We start from the raw sequence: 14,390 nt of genomic DNA on the forward strand, positions 1-14,390 counted from the left end.
CGAGGGCAGCGCCGGCGGCACCTGCGGGGCGCTCCGCGGGGAGTATTTTTGCCAAGAAAAAGCCGCAGCGGCAGGTTCCGAAGGGGCCCCGCTTTTCCTTGCCCAAATACTCCCGCCGGAGGCATCCTCGGCCGGGGCCGGGAGCACGGCCTGATGTCCCGCCTCTATCTCGACTGGAATGCCACGACGCCGCTGCGCCCCGAGGCGAAGGCGGCGATGCTTGCGGCGATGGAGGTGCCCGGCAACCCCTCGTCCGTGCATGGCGAGGGGCGGGCGGCGAAGGCGCTGATCGAACGCGCGCGCGCGCAGGTCGCGGCCGCACTTGGCGCCGAGGGGCAGGACGTGATCTTCACTTCGGGCGCGACCGAGGCGGCCTCGCTGGCGCTTGCCGGGCGCGACCTTGCCTGCGCCGGCGTCGAGCATGATGCGGTTCAGGCCTGGTGCGCGCCCACGCTGCCCGTCGACGGGCTGGGGCGCGTCAGCGTGCCCGATCCCGCGCAGGCGACGCTGCAGCTCGCCAATTCCGAGACCGGGGTGATCCAGACCCTGCCCGAGGGGCTGGCGGTCAGCGACCTGACCCAGGCCTTCGGCAAGATCCCCTTCGCCTTCAACTGGCTCGGGCTGACCGCGGGGATCGTCTCGGCGCACAAGCTCGGCGGGCCGAAGGGCATCGGCGCGCTCGTCGTGAAGCGCGGCACCGACATCGCCGCGCAGCTGAAGGGCGGCGGGCAGGAGATGGGCCGCCGTGCCGGCACCGAGAACCTGATCGGCATCGCCGGTTTCGGCGCCGCCGCCGAGGCCGCGGCGCGCGATCTGGCGGCGGGCGTCTGGGACGAGGTCGCCGAAGTTAGAAGTATTCTAAAGAATGCTCTGGAATACCCGACGAAAGAAGTCTATTTTCCGGGCTGGGAGATCGCTGAGGGCGGATCGGGGGCGCAGGGAGACACGCCCGCGATCCTGCCCAACACGCTTTCGGTGATAAGCCCCGGGTGGAAGGGGGAAACGCAGGTGATGCGGATGGATCTGCTGGGCTACGCGGTTTCCGCGGGCTCGGCCTGTTCCTCCGGCAAGGTCCGCGCGAGCAAGGTGCTGCGCGCCATGGGCTGGCCGGAAGACGCCTCCGCCTCGGCACTGCGGATCTCGCTTGGCCCCGGGATCGGACGGGACGAGGTTTTGCGCTTCGCCGAGGCATTCCTCGGGGCGCTTCGCAAACACCGCGCAAGGCGCTGAGACGTGCCCGGCGCAGACGCGGAAAGGAAGACGGCGTTGGAACAGGAACTTGAGATCCGCGAAGGCGTGGACCGCGAGACCATCGAGGCGGTCCAGAACATGGGCTCCTACAAATACGGCTGGGAGACCGAGATCGAGATGGACTATGCCCCGAAGGGCATTTCCGAAGACATCGTGCGGCTGATCTCGAAGAAGAACGACGAACCCGAGTGGATGCTCGAATGGCGGCTGGCCGCCTATCGTCGCTGGGTGACGATGGAGGAACCGCATTGGGCGCTGCTCGATGTGCCGAAGATCGACTTCCAGGATCTCTACTACTACGCCCGGCCGAAGAGCATGGAGAAGAAGCCGCGCTCGCTCGAAGAGGTCGACCCCAAGCTTCTGGCCACCTATGAGAAACTCGGCATCCCGCTGAAGGAACAGCTGATCCTCGCGGGGGTCGAGGGCGCCGAGGACATGCCCGAGGGCGAGCGTCAGGTCGCCGTCGACGCGGTCTTCGATTCGGTCTCGGTCGGCACCACCTTCAAGGCGAAGCTTGCCGAGGCGGGGGTGATCTTCTGCTCGATCTCCGAGGCGATCAAGGACCACCCGGAGCTGGTGAAGAAATACCTCGGCTCGGTCGTGCCGCAGACCGACAACTTCTATGCCACGCTGAACGCCGCGGTGTTCTCGGACGGCTCCTTCGTCTACATCCCGCCGGGCACCCGCTGCCCGATGGAGCTCAGCACCTATTTCCGCATCAACGCCGAGAACACCGGGCAGTTCGAGCGCACCCTGATCATCGCCGACCGCGGCGCCTATGTCAGCTATCTCGAGGGCTGCACCGCGCCGAAGCGCGACACCGCGCAGCTGCACGCGGCGGTGGTCGAGATCGTCATCCTCGAGGATGCCGAGGTCAAATATTCGACCGTGCAGAACTGGTTCCCCGGCGACGAGAACGGCAAGGGCGGGATCTACAACTTCGTCACCAAGCGCGCCGATTGCCGCGAGGCGCGTGCGAAGGTGATGTGGACGCAGGTCGAGACCGGCTCGGCGATCACCTGGAAATACCCATCCTGCGTGCTGCGCGGCGACGACAGCCAGGGCGAGTTCTACTCGATCGCCATCGCCAACAACTATCAGCAGGCCGACACCGGCACGAAGATGGTGCATTTGGGCAAGAACACCCGCTCGCGCATCGTCTCGAAGGGGATCTCGGCGGGGCAGGCGCAGAACACCTATCGCGGCCTCGTCTCGATGCACCCGCGCGCGACGAACTCGCGCAACTACACGCAATGCGACAGCCTGCTGATCGGCGACAAGTGCGGCGCCCACACCGTGCCCTATATCGAGGTGAAGAATAACTCGAGCCGGGTCGAGCACGAGGCCACCACCTCGAAGGTCGACGACGATCAGCTCTTCTACTGCCGCGCCCGCGGCATGGATGAGGAGGAGGCCGTGGCGCTGGTGGTGAACGGCTTCTGCCGCGAGGTGCTGCAGGCGCTGCCGATGGAATTCGCGATGGAGGCGCAAAGCCTCGTCGCGATCAGCCTCGAAGGGTCGGTCGGGTGAGACACGCCGCCGCAGGTCACGCTTTTCCCGCTCGCTTGCCGCAATTCGGGCAAGATCGAGGTGTTGGGTTCCGTCCGGACGACAACATCTGGATGGGGGCGGCGCATGACCATTTCGACGGCATCCTTCAACGAACGGCTGAGCCGGATCGAGCGGGAACGCGCGCGCACCAAGGGCCGTGTCGTGCTGCATGTGGGCGCCGAGGAGGTTCTTGTGCGCTCGGTCGAGGATTTCGCCGGGGTGCGGGCGCCCGCGCCGCATGGCGCGGCCTCGCCGCTGGCCCTGACGCTCTGCGTCACGCTCGGCATGGTGTCCTATGCCGCCTCGGTCGCGCTGCGGGCCCGGTTCCTGTCGCTACCCGAGGCCGGACAGGTGCTGAGCGACCGCGCGATGCTGACCGGGGTCGGCTTCGGACTGGCGCTGACCGTGGCGCTTGGACTGGCGCTGCGGCTGCGTGGCACCGGGCTCTGGGCGGCGCAGCTCTCGGGCGTGGTGCTGGCCGCGATGACGCTGCACAACCTTGCCTTCTGGGCGCCCGACGCGGCGGGGCTTGCCTTCACCTATCGCTGGGTGGAAAGCGAGCAGGCGGCGACCGCACCCGCAAGTCTCGTGTTCCGGGAGAAGCTCTTCACCTTCTGAGACCGCAGTGCCGGACCGGGGAGGGCGCGTGATGGCGAAGCCCGCGAAACCCGCCCCCGTGCGCCCGGTCCTGACCCTGCCCGAGGCCGAGGCCGAGGCCGTGCGCGCGGCCTATGCGGCGGCGGATGTCATTCTCGAATACGGCTCGGGCGGCTCGACGGCGCTCGCGGCCGAGATGCCGGGCAAGACCGTGTTCTCGGTCGAGAGCGACGCGAAATGGCTCGCGGGCATGCGCGCCTGGTTCGCCGCCACACCGCCCGCGGGCCGGGTCGAGCTGCATCACGCGAAGATCGGCCCGACGAAGGAATGGGGCTATCCGAAGACCGAGCGGCAGTTCCGCGCCTGGCCGGGCTATGCGTTGTCGGTCTGGGAGAGGCCCGATTTTCTCCACCCCGACGTGGTGCTGATCGACGGCCGCTTCCGCGCGGCGTGCTTCCTCACCACGCTCTTCCGCATCACCCGCCCGGTGACCATCCTGTGGGACGATTACGCCGGGCGCGAGCAGTATCACGCGATGGAGACCTTCTGTCCGCTGGGCGGAATGGTCGGCCGGATGGCCGTCTTCACCGCGCCCCCCACCGTGATCGAGCCGGCGAAACTTGGCCAGATCATCGCCACCTACCTGCGCCCGCTGTGACCGGCGCCCGCCATCCGAAGGACGAAAACATGCTTGAAATCAAAAACCTGCACGTCAAACTTGAAGAACAGGACAAGGTTATCCTGAAGGGCGTGAACCTGACGGTCGAAACGGGCAAGGTGCACGCGATCATGGGCCCGAACGGCTCGGGCAAGTCGACGCTCTCCTATGTGCTGTCGGGCCGCGACGGCTATGAGGTGACCGACGGCTCGGCGCTGCTTGACGGCGAGGAGCTGCTCGAGATGGAGCCCGAGGCGCGCGCCGCCGCGGGCCTGTTCCTCGCCTTCCAATACCCGGTCGAGATCCCGGGCGTGGGCAACATGACCTTCCTGCGCACCGCGGTGAACGCACAGCGCAAGGCGCGCGGGCAGGAGGAACTTTCCGCCGGCGAGTTCCTCAAGGTCGTGCGCGAGAAGGCGAAGACGCTGAAGATCGACGCCGAGATGCTGAAGCGTCCGGTCAACGTCGGCTTCTCGGGCGGCGAGAAGAAGCGCAACGAGATCCTGCAGATGGCGATGCTGGAACCGACGATGTGCATCCTCGACGAGACCGACTCGGGCCTCGACGTCGACGCGATGCGGCTGGTGGCGGATGGCGTGAACGCGCTGCGCGACGGCAAGCGCTCGTTCCTCGTCATCACCCACTATCAGCGCCTTCTCGACCACATCAAGCCGGACGTGGTGCACATCATGGCCGATGGCCGCATCATCCAGACCGGCGGGCCCGAGCTTGCGCTCGTCGTCGAGCAGAACGGCTATGCCGAGATCCTCAAGGCCCACGGCATCGCGGAGGCGGTGTGATGTCGGCCGTGGAGAAGGCGACGCCGCTCGATACACGGCTCGGGGCGCTGGAGATCCCGGCGGGCAGTTTCGCGGCCAAGGCGCGGCGCGCGGCGCTTGACCGGCTCACTGCCATGGGCCTGCCCGGGCGGCGCGACGAATATTGGCGCTGGACCAGGGCCGACGCGCTGAGTGCCGCCGACCCGGTTCCCGCGGCGCCCTTCGTGACGGACGAGGTGCCGGTCTTCGACGGGCTCGACCGGCTGAAGATCGTGTTCCGCGATGGCGTTTTCGACGCCGCCGCCTCGGATCCGTTCGCCCTCGAGGGGATCGAGATCACCCGTCTGGCCGAGGCGCCGGAGCTGGGCTGGGCCGCGGGCTTCTATGGCAGCCTCGAGGAGGCCGGCCAGACCCCGGTGAAGCGCCCCTTCGCGGCGCTGAACACCGCGGCGGCGACCGATGGCGTGCTGATCCGCGTGACCGGCCGCCCCTCGAAGCCCGTCAACCTGATTTATATCCATGAATCAGATGTTTCCGACCCGATCCTGCATCATTGCGTGAAGCTCGAACCCGGCGCCGAGCTGACCCTGCTGGAGAACGGACCGGCCGGCGCGCGCTTCAACAAGGTGCTTGAGGTCGAGGTCGCCGAGGGCGCACGCTTCCACCATGTCCGCGCTCAGGGCCGCGACCATGAACGCCGCGCGGTCACCCATATCTTCGCGCGGGTGGCCGAGCGCGGGCTGTTCAAGAGCTTCACCCTCACCGTGAACGGTGTGCTGACCCGCAACGAATGCGTGATCACGCTCGCCGGCGACGATGCCGTGGCCCATGTCGCGGGCGCGGCGCTTGGCGATGGGGCGCATGCCGACTTCCACCACGACGACACCGTCTTCATCACCCATGACGCGCTGAACGGCGAAAGCCGGCAGGTGTTCAAGAAGGTGCTGAAGCACGGCGCGATCGGCGTGTTCCAGGGCAAGATCCTGGTCAAGCCCGGCGCGCAGAAGACCGACGGCTATCAGATCAGCCAGGCGCTGCTGATGGACGACGACAGCCAGTTCCTCGGCAAGCCGGAACTCGAGATCTATGCCGACGACGTCAAGTGCTCGCACGGTTCGACCACCGGCGCGCTCGACGAGACGGCGCTGTTCTACCTGCGCTCGCGCGGCGTACCGGTCGAGGAGGCGAAGGCGCTGCTCGTGCTCTCCTTCCTCGCCGATGCGATCGACGAGATCGAGGACGCGGCGCTGAAGGACGAGATCGTCGCCCGGCTCGAGGCCTGGCTGGCGCGGCACCGGGGCTGAGATGGCGGCGGTCGACGACATCCTGCGCAGCTATCGCGCGCCGCGCAGCGTGGTGCGCGGCCATCTGGCCCGCACCCGTTCCGAGCCGCGGGCGCTGACGCTGCTGCTTGCGGCGCTGGTGGTGATCTTCGTCGGCCAGTGGCCGCGGCTGTCGCGACTGAGCTTCGAGCAGCCCGATCAGCCGATGGCGGTGCTGCTGGTCGGCACGGCGATCGCGCTGCTGGCGACCGTGCCGGCCTTCTATGCACTCGCCGCGCTCGCCCATCTGGTGGCAAGGCTCTTCGGCGGCAAGGGCGGCTGGTACGGCGCGCGCATCGCGCTGTTCTGGGCACTGCTCGCCGTCTCGCCGCTGATGCTGCTGCAAGGGCTTGTCGCCGGGTTCCTGGGGCAGGGCGTGCAGCTGAGCCTGATCTCGGGGCTTGTCTTCGTGGCCTTCCTGGCGATCTGGGGCGCAGGGATGCGCGTTGCGGAATTCGAGGCCCGGTGATGGCGCGTCCGATGCTGACGACCCTTGTGCTGCGCTCGCTGCAGGCCCCGCGCGAGGTGGCGCGCTTCCTGATCGCGCTCGATCTGCCGATGTCGGCGCGGCTCACCGCGCTTGGCGCGGTGATGGCGCTGTCTGCGGCGCTTGGCACCGCGGCCGAGCTGCTGTTTTCCTTCGTCACCAAGGTCGACCTCGGCCCACCTACGAACCCGCTGCCGATGGCGCTGGTGCAGGGCGCGCTGATGCTCTACGCCGCCGCTGCCATGGCCTTCTTCGGCAGGCAGTTCGGCGGCACCGGCCGCTTTGCCGATGCGCTGATCCTCGTCGTGTGGATCGAGTTCCTGCTGATCCTCGGTCAGGTCGCGCAGATCCTGGTGATGGTGTTCTTCCCGCTCGTCTCGGTGCTGGGCACGCTGGCGCTGGTCGGGATGCTGTTCTGGCTGCTGACGCAGTTCACCGCCGCGCTGCATGGTTTCGACACCCTGTTCAAGGTCGCCTTCGGGGTGATCGCGGTGTTCTTCGGCTCGGCGATGCTGTTCGGCATGCTGCTGCTCTCGTTCGGGATCGTGCCGGTCCCGGCAACCCTCTGAAAGGACCGCCGATGTATGACGTGAACCGCATCCGGGCCGACTTCCCGATCCTCGCGCGCGAGGTGAACGGCCGCCCGCTCGTCTATCTCGACAACGGCGCCTCGGCGCAAAAGCCGCGCTGCGTGATCGACGCGATGACGCAGTTCTATGAGCAGGATTATGCGAACGTTCACCGCGGCTTGCATTACCTTTCTAATGTGGCGACCGAGAAATACGAAAGCGTCCGCGGCACCGTCGCGCGCTTCCTGAACGCGCCCTCGGAAGAGGAGATCGTGTTCACCACCGGCTCGACCGAGGCGATCAACCTCGTCTCCTATGCCTGGGCCGCGCCGCGGCTGCAGCCGGGCGACGAGATCGTGCTGTCGATCCTCGAACATCACGCCAATATCGTGCCCTGGCACTTCCTGCGCGAACGCCAGGGGGTGGTGCTGAAATGGGTGGAGATCGAGGCCGACGGTAGCCTCGACCCCGAGAAGGTGATCGCCGCGATCGGGCCGAAGACGCGGCTCGTCGCCGTCACCCACATGTCGAACGTTCTGGGCACCCGGGTCGATGTGAAGGCGATCTGCGCCGGGGCCCACGCGAAGGGCGTGCCGGTGCTGGTCGACGGCTCGCAAGGCGCGGTGCATGCGCCGGTGGACGTTGCCGACATCGGCTGCGATTTCTACGCAATCACCGGGCACAAGCTTTACGGGCCAAGCGGTTCCGGGGCGATCTTCATCCGCCGCGAGCGGATGGAGGAAATGCGGCCCTTCCTCGGCGGTGGCGACATGATCGACACCGTGACCCGCGATGCCGTGACCTACGCGAAGCCGCCGCTGCGCTTCGAGGCGGGCACCCCCGGCATCGTGCAGCAGGTGGGGCTGGGCGTCGCGCTGAAGTACCTGATGGATCTCGGCATGGAGAATGTCGCCGCGCACGAGGCCGCGTTGCGCGACTATGCACAGGCGAAGCTCTCGGGGCTGAACTGGCTCAACATCCAGGGCAATGCGCCGGACAAGGGCGCGATCTTCTCGATGACCCTGAACGGCCCCGCGCATCCGCATGACATCTCGACGATTCTCGACAAGCGCGGGGTGGCGGTGCGGGCCGGCACGCATTGCGCGATGCCGCTGATGACCAGCCTTGGCCTGACCGCGACCGCGCGCGCCTCCTTCGGGCTCTACAACACCCGCGAGGAGGTTGACGCGCTCGTCTCCGCGCTCGAGCTTTGCCACGAGCTGCTGAGCTGAGCTCCGGTGCGGCGCGGAACTTTCCCGCGCCGCGCGATTGCCCGTTGCAGGCCCCGCGGCAATCGGCTATCCAGCACGGGCGCGGCACCCGTAGCTCAGCTGGATAGAGCGCTGCCCTCCGAAGGCAGAGGCCACAGGTTCGAATCCTGTCGGGTGCACCATCTCAAATTTCTCTGAAATGTCTGGACCCTGTCGCGCCTGCGGTGGGGGGCGATCGCCTGCCGATCCGCTGCATGGGCAGGGATCGGCGGAGGATGCCAGTTCTGATCGTCCGCAGCCGTCCCGCCTGTCGGCGGAAAAGCCGTGCCGGCCGCCGGGCGCGGAAGCCTTCTAGATGTTGACATGCCTGCCGATAATCTGTCTAGATCCTGTTGTCTTGGTGCCCGCGACTCGTCGCGGGTGAAAAGGGAAGCCGGTGCGAAACCGGCGCTGCCCCCGCAACTGTGAGCGGTGAGCCGACCCCGTCGATCCACTGGCGCGCCGCGCCGGGAAGGAGGGGGAAGCGATCGAACCGCGAGCCAGGAGACCTGCCAGGACGCGAGAGACGAACCGGTCGGTGGGCCCGGAGGCGTTGTGCAATGCGGCGCGTCCGCATTTGTCCGCGTCCCTGATCCCCGGCCAGCAGATGGCACAGAGAAGGGACCCGAGATGAGCGTCACCGTCTATTCCAAACCGGCCTGCGTGCAATGCACCGCGACCACCCGCGCGCTGGCGGCAAAGGGGATCGCCTTCGATCTCGTCGACCTGACCGAGGATGCCGAGGCGCTCGCCCGGGTGACCGAGCTGGGCTATCGGCAGGCGCCGGTGGTGATGACGGCCGACGATCACTGGGCGGGGTTCCGGCCCGACAAGATCGCGGCGCTGGTCTGAGGCCGGGACCGATCTGATGGGCGGGCTTGTCTATTTCTCCTCGCGCTCGGGCAATACCGCGCGCTTCATCCGCGCGCTCGGCCTTCCCGCCGCGCGGATCCCGGTTGCGGTAGAGGCGCCGATGCCCGCCCCCCGTGCGCCCTTCGTTCTGGTAACGCCGACCTATGCCGACGGGGCAGGGCACGGCGCCGTCCCTAAGCAGGTGATCCGGTTTCTGAACGACCCGGACACCCGCGCGCAGCTGCGCGGCGTGATCGCCGGCGGCAACCGCAATTTCGGCGCGCTCTTCGCGCTTGCCGGCGATGTCGTGGCGCAAAAATGCGCGGTGCCGGTGCTCTATCGTTTCGAGCTGGCCGGCACCCCCAGCGATATCGCCCGTGTCACAGAAGGACTGGACAAGTTTTGGAAGACGCAATTCTCGACCGCGATCTGAGCGACGCCGCCCCGGCACAGGCCGTGCCCGCCGAATGGCAGGGGCTCGACTATCACGCGCTGAACGCGATGCTGAACCTTTACGACGACGCGGGCCGGATCCGGTTCGAGGCCGACCGCATGGCCGCGCGGCAGTATTTCCTCAGCCATGTGAACCAGAACACCGTGTTCTTCCACTCGCTCGAGGAAAAGCTGCGCTATCTGGTCGAGGAGGGCTATTACGAGGCCGATGTCCTCGAGCAATACGATCCCGCCTTCATCCCGCGGATCTGGGACGCGGCCTATCGGGTCAAGTTCCGCTTCCCGACCTTCCTCGGCGCGTTCAAGTATTACACGAGCTATACGCTGAAGACCCGCGACGGGAAACGCTACCTCGAACGGTTCGAGGACCGGGTGGTGATGGTCGCGCTGACGCTCGCCCGCGGCGACGAGGCGCTGGCGCTGCGGCTGATGCAGGAGATTCTGGCGGGCCGGTTCCAGCCGGCGACGCCCACCTTCCTCAATGCCGGCAAGGCGCAGCGCGGCGAGTTGATCTCGTGCTTCCTGCTGCGCATCGAGGACAACATGGAAAGCATCGGCCGCGCGATCAATTCGGCGCTGCAGCTGTCGAAGCGCGGCGGCGGCGTGGCGCTGATGCTGACCAACATCCGCGAGCATGGTGCGGCCATCAAGGGGATCGAGAACCAGTCCTCGGGGGTGATCCCGGTGATGAAGCTGCTTGAGGACAGTTTCAGCTATGCCAACCAGCTCGGCGCGCGGCAGGGCGCGGGGGCGGTCTATCTGAACGCCCATCACCCCGACATCCTGCGCTTTCTCGACACCAAGCGCGAGAATGCCGACGAAAAGATCCGGATCAAGACACTGTCCCTCGGCGTCGTCATCCCGGACATTACCTTCGAACTCGCCAAGCGCAACGAGGAGATGTATCTCTTCTCGCCGCATGACGTGGAGAAGGTCTATGGCACGCCCTTCTCGGAGATCTCGGTGACCGAGCGCTACCGCGAGATGGTCGACAACCCGAAGATCCGCAAGCGCAAGATCAACGCGCGCGCCTTCTTCCAGACGCTCGCTGAGATCCAGTTCGAAAGCGGCTATCCGTACCTGATGTTCGAGGACACGGTGAACCGCGCGAACCCGGTCGCGGGGCGGATCACCATGTCGAACCTGTGTTCCGAGATCTTGCAGGTGAACGAGGCGTCGGCGTTCAACGACGACCTGAGCTATCGCCACCTCGGCACCGACATCTCGTGCAACCTCGGCTCGCTCAACATCGCCAAGGCGATGGATGGTGGCGATCTGGGCGCCACGGTCGAGACCGCGGTGCGGGCACTGAACGCGGTCTCCGAGATGTCGGCGATCAACTCGGTGCCCTCGATCCGGCGCGGCAATGACGAAAGCCATGCGATCGGGTTGGGCCAGATGAACCTGCACGGCTTCCTCGCGCGCGAGCGGATCCATTACGGCAGCCCCGAGGGCATCGACTTCACCAATATCTATTTCGCCACGGTGCTGTATCACTGCCTGCGCGCCTCGAATGCGCTGGCGCGCGAGCGCGGGCACAGCTTCGCGGGCTTCGAGGCCTCGACATACGCCGACGGCAGTTTCTTTGGGAAATACGTGACCCGCGACTGGTTGCCCGCGACTGAAACGGTGGCCGATCTTTTCGCGCGCTTCGGGATCGCGGTGCCCACCCGCGCGGACTGGGCCGCGCTGCGGGACGCGGTGATGGACGGTGGGCTTTACAACCGCAACCTGCAGGCGGTGCCGCCCACCGGCTCGATCAGCTACATCAACAATGCCACCTCCTCGATCCACCCGATCACGGCGAAGATCGAGATCCGGAAAGAGGGCAAGATCGGCCGGGTCTATTACCCCGCCGCCTATATGACGAATGAGAACCTCGAATATTATCGCGACGCCTATGAGATCGGGCCCGAGGCGATCATCGACACCTATGCGGCGGCGACCCAGCATGTCGATCAGGGGCTGTCGCTGACGCTGTTCTTCAAGGACACGGCCTCGACGCGCGACATCAACCGCGCGCAGATCCATGCCTGGAAGGCGGGGATCAAGACGATCTACTACATCCGCCTGCGGCAGATGGCCCTCGAGGGGACCGAGGTGCAGGGCTGTGTGTCCTGCGCGCTGTGACGGGCGGTCGTGACCGGAGCCGGCCGGGGGCGCTGCCCCCGGACCCCCGGAGTATTTGCGCCAAGAAAAAGGGGCCGAGACGATGAAGGATTTTGCGGGGCGGCCGGTGCCGCGCGCGATCAACTGGAACCGCGTTCAGGACGACAAGGATCTGGAGATCTGGAACCGGCTGACGGTGAATTTCTGGCTGCCCGAGAAGGTGCCGCTGTCGAATGACATCCAGAGCTGGTCGCAGCTGACCGGGGACGAGCAGCGGCTGACGATCCGGGTGTTCACCGGGCTGACGCTTCTGGACACGATCCAGAACACGGTGGGTGCGCCCGCGCTGATGCCCGATGCGGTCACGCCGCATGAAGAGGCGGTGTTGACCAACATCGCCTTCATGGAGGCGGTGCACGCGCGGTCCTATTCCTCGATCTTCTCGACGCTGTGCTCGACCCCGGAGGTCGACGAAGCCTTCCGCTGGTCCGAGGAGAACCCGCATCTGCAGCAGAAGGCGCGGCTGATCCTCGACGAATACGATGCCGCCTCGCAGCCGCTGAAGAAGAAGGTGGCGAGCGTCTTTCTGGAAAGTTTCCTCTTCTACTCGGGCTTCTACCTGCCGATGCATTGGTCGAGCCGGGCGCGGCTGACCAATACCGCCGATCTGATCCGCCTCATCATTCGCGACGAGGCGGTGCATGGCTATTACATCGGCTACAAGTTCCAGCGCGGGCTGGAGCGGCTGAGCGAGGCCGAGCGGCAGGAGATCAAGGATTTCGCCTTCGCGCTGATCTTCGATCTTTATGCGATCGAGTGCCGTTATACCGAGACGCTCTATGACCCGCTCGGGCTGACCGAAGACGTGAAGGCCTTCCTGCATTACAACGCGAACAAGGCGCTGCAGAATCTCGGCTTCGAGAACCTCTTCCCCGACGAGCTGTGCCGGGTGAACCCGGCGATCCTGGCGGCGCTGAGCCCGAACGCCGACGAGAACCACGATTTCTTCTCGGGCTCGGGCTCGTCCTATGTGATCGGCAAGGCGGTCGCGACCGAGGACGAGGACTGGGATTTCTGAGGTGGTCCGCCGCTCCCGCATCCCGGGGGCGGCGATTTCGGTTCAGTCGCTCGAATAGGGGGTGAAGCGGGAGCGGTTCGGGTCGGGGTGCAGCGGGCGCCCGGTCATCGGGAAGGCGCGCTGCGGGCAGGCGGGGCGGTCGCAGATCTTGCAGCCCGCACCGATCGGCGTGGCCCGCGCGGGCGGGCGCAGCTCGATCCCCCGCGCATAGACCAGCCGTTCCGCATGGGCGAGATCGCAGCCAAGCGCCACGGCAAAGCGCTTGATGGGCGCGCCATAGCCGCCCGCGCCATGGCTGACGGTGCGCGCCACCCACAGGTAGGAGCGCCCGTCGGGCATCTGCGCCACCTGCGTCAGCAGCTCGCCGGGGCGCGAGAAGGCCTCGTAGACGTTCCACAGCGGGCAGGAGCCGCCGATCCGCGAAAAGTGGAAATCGGTCGCCGACTGCCGTTTCGAGATATTGCCGGCGCGGTCGACCCGGATGAAGAAGAACGGCACGCCGCGCGTCTGCGGTCGCTGCAGCGTCGAGAGCCGGTGGCAGGTGGTCTCGAAGCCGACGCCGAAGCGCCGCGCCAGCAGCTCGATGTCATAGCGCTCGGCCTCGGCCGCCGCGATGAAGGCGCCATAGGGCAGGATCAGCGCGCCGGCGAAGTAATTCGCCAGGCCGATGCGCAGCAGGTCGCGTGCCTCGTCGCTTTCCATGCCGGCCTCGGCGGTGAGCCGGTCGATCTCGGCGCGCTGTTCGAGAAAGGCGATCTGCGTCGCCATCTGGAAGGCGCGCTGGCCGGGGCGCAGCCGGGCCGACAGGTGCAACACCCGCGCCACCGGGTCGTGGCGGCGCAGCGCGGGGGCGTTCTCGTCGAGCGTGACGCGGATGCCGTGCCGCCCGGCCAGCCGGTCGGTCAGCCCCTCGGCCATCCGCCCCGGGCGCAGGCCGCGGCCGATCTCCTCGGCCGCCTCGTCGAGGCTCGGGATGTAGTTGCGCTGCACGTAGAACCAGTCGCGCACCGCCTCGAAGGGGGCGGGGGCGCTGCCGAGCCCGCCGATGATGCGCCCGTTCATCAGGTCGATCCGCTCGGCATTCTCGCGCAGCCGCGCCTGCATCGCGATGATCGTGCGGGCGACGCCGGGCATGTTGGCGGCGAGCTCGCGCAGCTCGGCCATCGAGGCGCTGGCGCCCTGATCGGCGAGCGCCGCACGCAGGTCGGGGATCAGCCGCGCCTCCTCGGATTCCGAGAACAGCTGCACGTCCAGCCCGAAGACCGCGTTCAGCTTGAGCAGCACCGGCACCGTCAGCGGGCGCTGGTTCTTCTCCATCTGGTTCAGATAGCTCGGGCTGAGTTCCAGCGCGCGGGCGAGCGCCACCTGCGTCATGCCGTGTTCCTCGCGCAGCCGGCGCAGGCGCACCCCCATGAAGGGCTTCTTCATTCTCCA

At 67.0% G+C, this 14,390-nt stretch carries 14 protein-coding genes, 1 tRNA gene and 1 riboswitch; of the genes, 14 read left to right on the forward strand and 1 reads right to left on the reverse strand.

What is annotated here, in order from left to right:
- Positions 1-153: 153 nt before the first annotated feature.
- From EOW65_RS01870 to nrdF, 14 genes are all read left to right on the forward strand, one after another.
- Positions 154-1,230 carry a cysteine desulfurase family protein gene (locus EOW65_RS01870; RefSeq protein WP_128147313.1) on the forward strand — a complete coding sequence of 359 codons (1,077 nt, stop codon included), beginning with the start codon at positions 154-156 and terminating at the stop codon, positions 1,228-1,230.
- A 36-nt stretch (positions 1,231-1,266) separates the two neighbouring features.
- Positions 1,267-2,781: a Fe-S cluster assembly protein SufB gene (sufB, locus tag EOW65_RS01875; protein ID WP_240664447.1), complete on the forward strand. Its 1,515-nt coding sequence runs from the start codon at positions 1,267-1,269 to the stop codon at positions 2,779-2,781.
- Positions 2,782-2,886: 105 nt separating this feature from the next.
- Positions 2,887-3,420, forward strand: a complete 534-nt coding sequence (locus tag EOW65_RS01880; RefSeq protein WP_128147315.1) for a hypothetical protein — start codon at positions 2,887-2,889, stop codon at positions 3,418-3,420.
- 31 nt (positions 3,421-3,451) lie between these two features.
- Entirely contained in the window at positions 3,452-4,057 is a 606-nt protein-coding gene (locus tag EOW65_RS01885) for a hypothetical protein (protein WP_128147316.1), read from the forward strand.
- A gap of 29 nt (positions 4,058-4,086) precedes the next feature.
- Positions 4,087-4,857 carry a Fe-S cluster assembly ATPase SufC gene (sufC, locus tag EOW65_RS01890; RefSeq protein WP_121532352.1) on the forward strand — a complete coding sequence of 257 codons (771 nt, stop codon included), beginning with the start codon at positions 4,087-4,089 and terminating at the stop codon, positions 4,855-4,857.
- Positions 4,857-6,140 carry a SufB/SufD family protein gene (locus EOW65_RS01895; RefSeq protein ID WP_128147317.1) on the forward strand — a complete coding sequence of 428 codons (1,284 nt, stop codon included), beginning with the start codon at positions 4,857-4,859 and terminating at the stop codon, positions 6,138-6,140. Before sufC ends, EOW65_RS01895 begins: the two co-directional genes overlap by 1 nt.
- 1 nt (position 6,141) lies before the next feature.
- Positions 6,142-6,627, forward strand: coding sequence for a YIP1 family protein (locus tag EOW65_RS01900; RefSeq protein ID WP_128147318.1), 486 nt, complete (start codon positions 6,142-6,144; stop codon positions 6,625-6,627).
- An 11-nt stretch (positions 6,628-6,638) separates the two neighbouring features.
- Complete coding sequence (locus EOW65_RS01905; RefSeq protein ID WP_128147319.1) at positions 6,639-7,214, forward strand: YIP1 family protein; 576 nt, start codon at positions 6,639-6,641, stop codon at positions 7,212-7,214.
- 11 nt (positions 7,215-7,225) lie between these two features.
- Positions 7,226-8,446 (forward strand): cysteine desulfurase, encoded by a 1,221-nt coding sequence (locus tag EOW65_RS01910; protein ID WP_128147320.1) that lies wholly within the window; start codon positions 7,226-7,228, stop codon positions 8,444-8,446.
- Positions 8,447-8,530: 84 nt separating this feature from the next.
- Positions 8,531-8,607: transfer RNA gene (locus EOW65_RS01915), tRNA-Arg, on the forward strand.
- Between the two features lie 199 nt (positions 8,608-8,806).
- Positions 8,807-8,995, forward strand: a riboswitch (cobalamin riboswitch).
- A gap of 99 nt (positions 8,996-9,094) precedes the next feature.
- A complete protein-coding gene (nrdH, locus tag EOW65_RS01920; RefSeq protein ID WP_128147321.1) occupies positions 9,095-9,316 on the forward strand; it encodes a glutaredoxin-like protein NrdH in 222 nt (73 codons plus the stop codon).
- Between the two features lie 16 nt (positions 9,317-9,332).
- On the forward strand, positions 9,333-9,749 hold the full coding sequence (gene nrdI / locus EOW65_RS01925) for a class Ib ribonucleoside-diphosphate reductase assembly flavoprotein NrdI (RefSeq protein WP_128147322.1): 417 nt from the start codon (positions 9,333-9,335) through the stop codon (positions 9,747-9,749).
- 68 nt (positions 9,750-9,817) lie between these two features.
- Positions 9,818-11,899 (forward strand): class 1b ribonucleoside-diphosphate reductase subunit alpha, encoded by a 2,082-nt coding sequence (nrdE, locus tag EOW65_RS01930; protein WP_240664466.1) that lies wholly within the window; start codon positions 9,818-9,820, stop codon positions 11,897-11,899.
- Positions 11,900-11,981: 82 nt separating this feature from the next.
- Complete coding sequence (gene nrdF, locus EOW65_RS01935; protein WP_128147324.1) at positions 11,982-12,956, forward strand: class 1b ribonucleoside-diphosphate reductase subunit beta; 975 nt, start codon at positions 11,982-11,984, stop codon at positions 12,954-12,956.
- Between the two features lie 42 nt (positions 12,957-12,998).
- On the opposite strand, the gene EOW65_RS01940 is transcribed toward nrdF, so the two are convergent.
- Positions 12,999-14,384: a short-chain fatty acyl-CoA regulator family protein gene (locus tag EOW65_RS01940; RefSeq protein WP_128147325.1), complete on the reverse strand. Its 1,386-nt coding sequence runs from the start codon at positions 14,382-14,384 to the stop codon at positions 12,999-13,001.
- Between the last annotated feature and the right edge of the window lie 6 nt (positions 14,385-14,390).

It is taken from the genome of Paenirhodobacter ferrireducens, from assembly GCF_004022265.1.
GTDB classification, from domain to species: Bacteria; Pseudomonadota; Alphaproteobacteria; order Rhodobacterales; family Rhodobacteraceae; genus Rhodobacter; species Rhodobacter ferrireducens.

What these genes read in the sequence shown, in the direction of transcription:
- EOW65_RS01905 (WP_128147319.1), top strand. Translation starts at nt 6,639, where the DNA reads ATGCTGACGACCCTTGTGCTGCGCTCGCTGCAGGCCCCGCGCGAGGTG.
- EOW65_RS01885 (WP_128147316.1), top strand. Translation starts at nt 3,452, where the DNA reads ATGGCGAAGCCCGCGAAACCCGCCCCCGTGCGCCCGGTCCTGACCCTG.
- EOW65_RS01900 (WP_128147318.1), top strand. Translation starts at nt 6,142, where the DNA reads ATGGCGGCGGTCGACGACATCCTGCGCAGCTATCGCGCGCCGCGCAGC.
- EOW65_RS01880 (WP_128147315.1), top strand. Translation starts at nt 2,887, where the DNA reads ATGACCATTTCGACGGCATCCTTCAACGAACGGCTGAGCCGGATCGAG.
- EOW65_RS01940 (WP_128147325.1), bottom strand. Translation starts at nt 14,384, where the DNA reads ATGAAGAAGCCCTTCATGGGGGTGCGCCTGCGCCGGCTGCGCGAGGAA.
- nrdH (WP_128147321.1), top strand. Translation starts at nt 9,095, where the DNA reads ATGAGCGTCACCGTCTATTCCAAACCGGCCTGCGTGCAATGCACCGCG.
- nrdE (WP_240664466.1), top strand. Translation starts at nt 9,818, where the DNA reads ATGCTGAACCTTTACGACGACGCGGGCCGGATCCGGTTCGAGGCCGAC.
- nrdF (WP_128147324.1), top strand. Translation starts at nt 11,982, where the DNA reads ATGAAGGATTTTGCGGGGCGGCCGGTGCCGCGCGCGATCAACTGGAAC.
- EOW65_RS01895 (WP_128147317.1), top strand. Translation starts at nt 4,857, where the DNA reads ATGTCGGCCGTGGAGAAGGCGACGCCGCTCGATACACGGCTCGGGGCG.
- EOW65_RS01870 (WP_128147313.1), top strand. Translation starts at nt 154, where the DNA reads ATGTCCCGCCTCTATCTCGACTGGAATGCCACGACGCCGCTGCGCCCC.
- nrdI (WP_128147322.1), top strand. Translation starts at nt 9,333, where the DNA reads ATGGGCGGGCTTGTCTATTTCTCCTCGCGCTCGGGCAATACCGCGCGC.
- EOW65_RS01910 (WP_128147320.1), top strand. Translation starts at nt 7,226, where the DNA reads ATGTATGACGTGAACCGCATCCGGGCCGACTTCCCGATCCTCGCGCGC.
- sufC (WP_121532352.1), top strand. Translation starts at nt 4,087, where the DNA reads ATGCTTGAAATCAAAAACCTGCACGTCAAACTTGAAGAACAGGACAAG.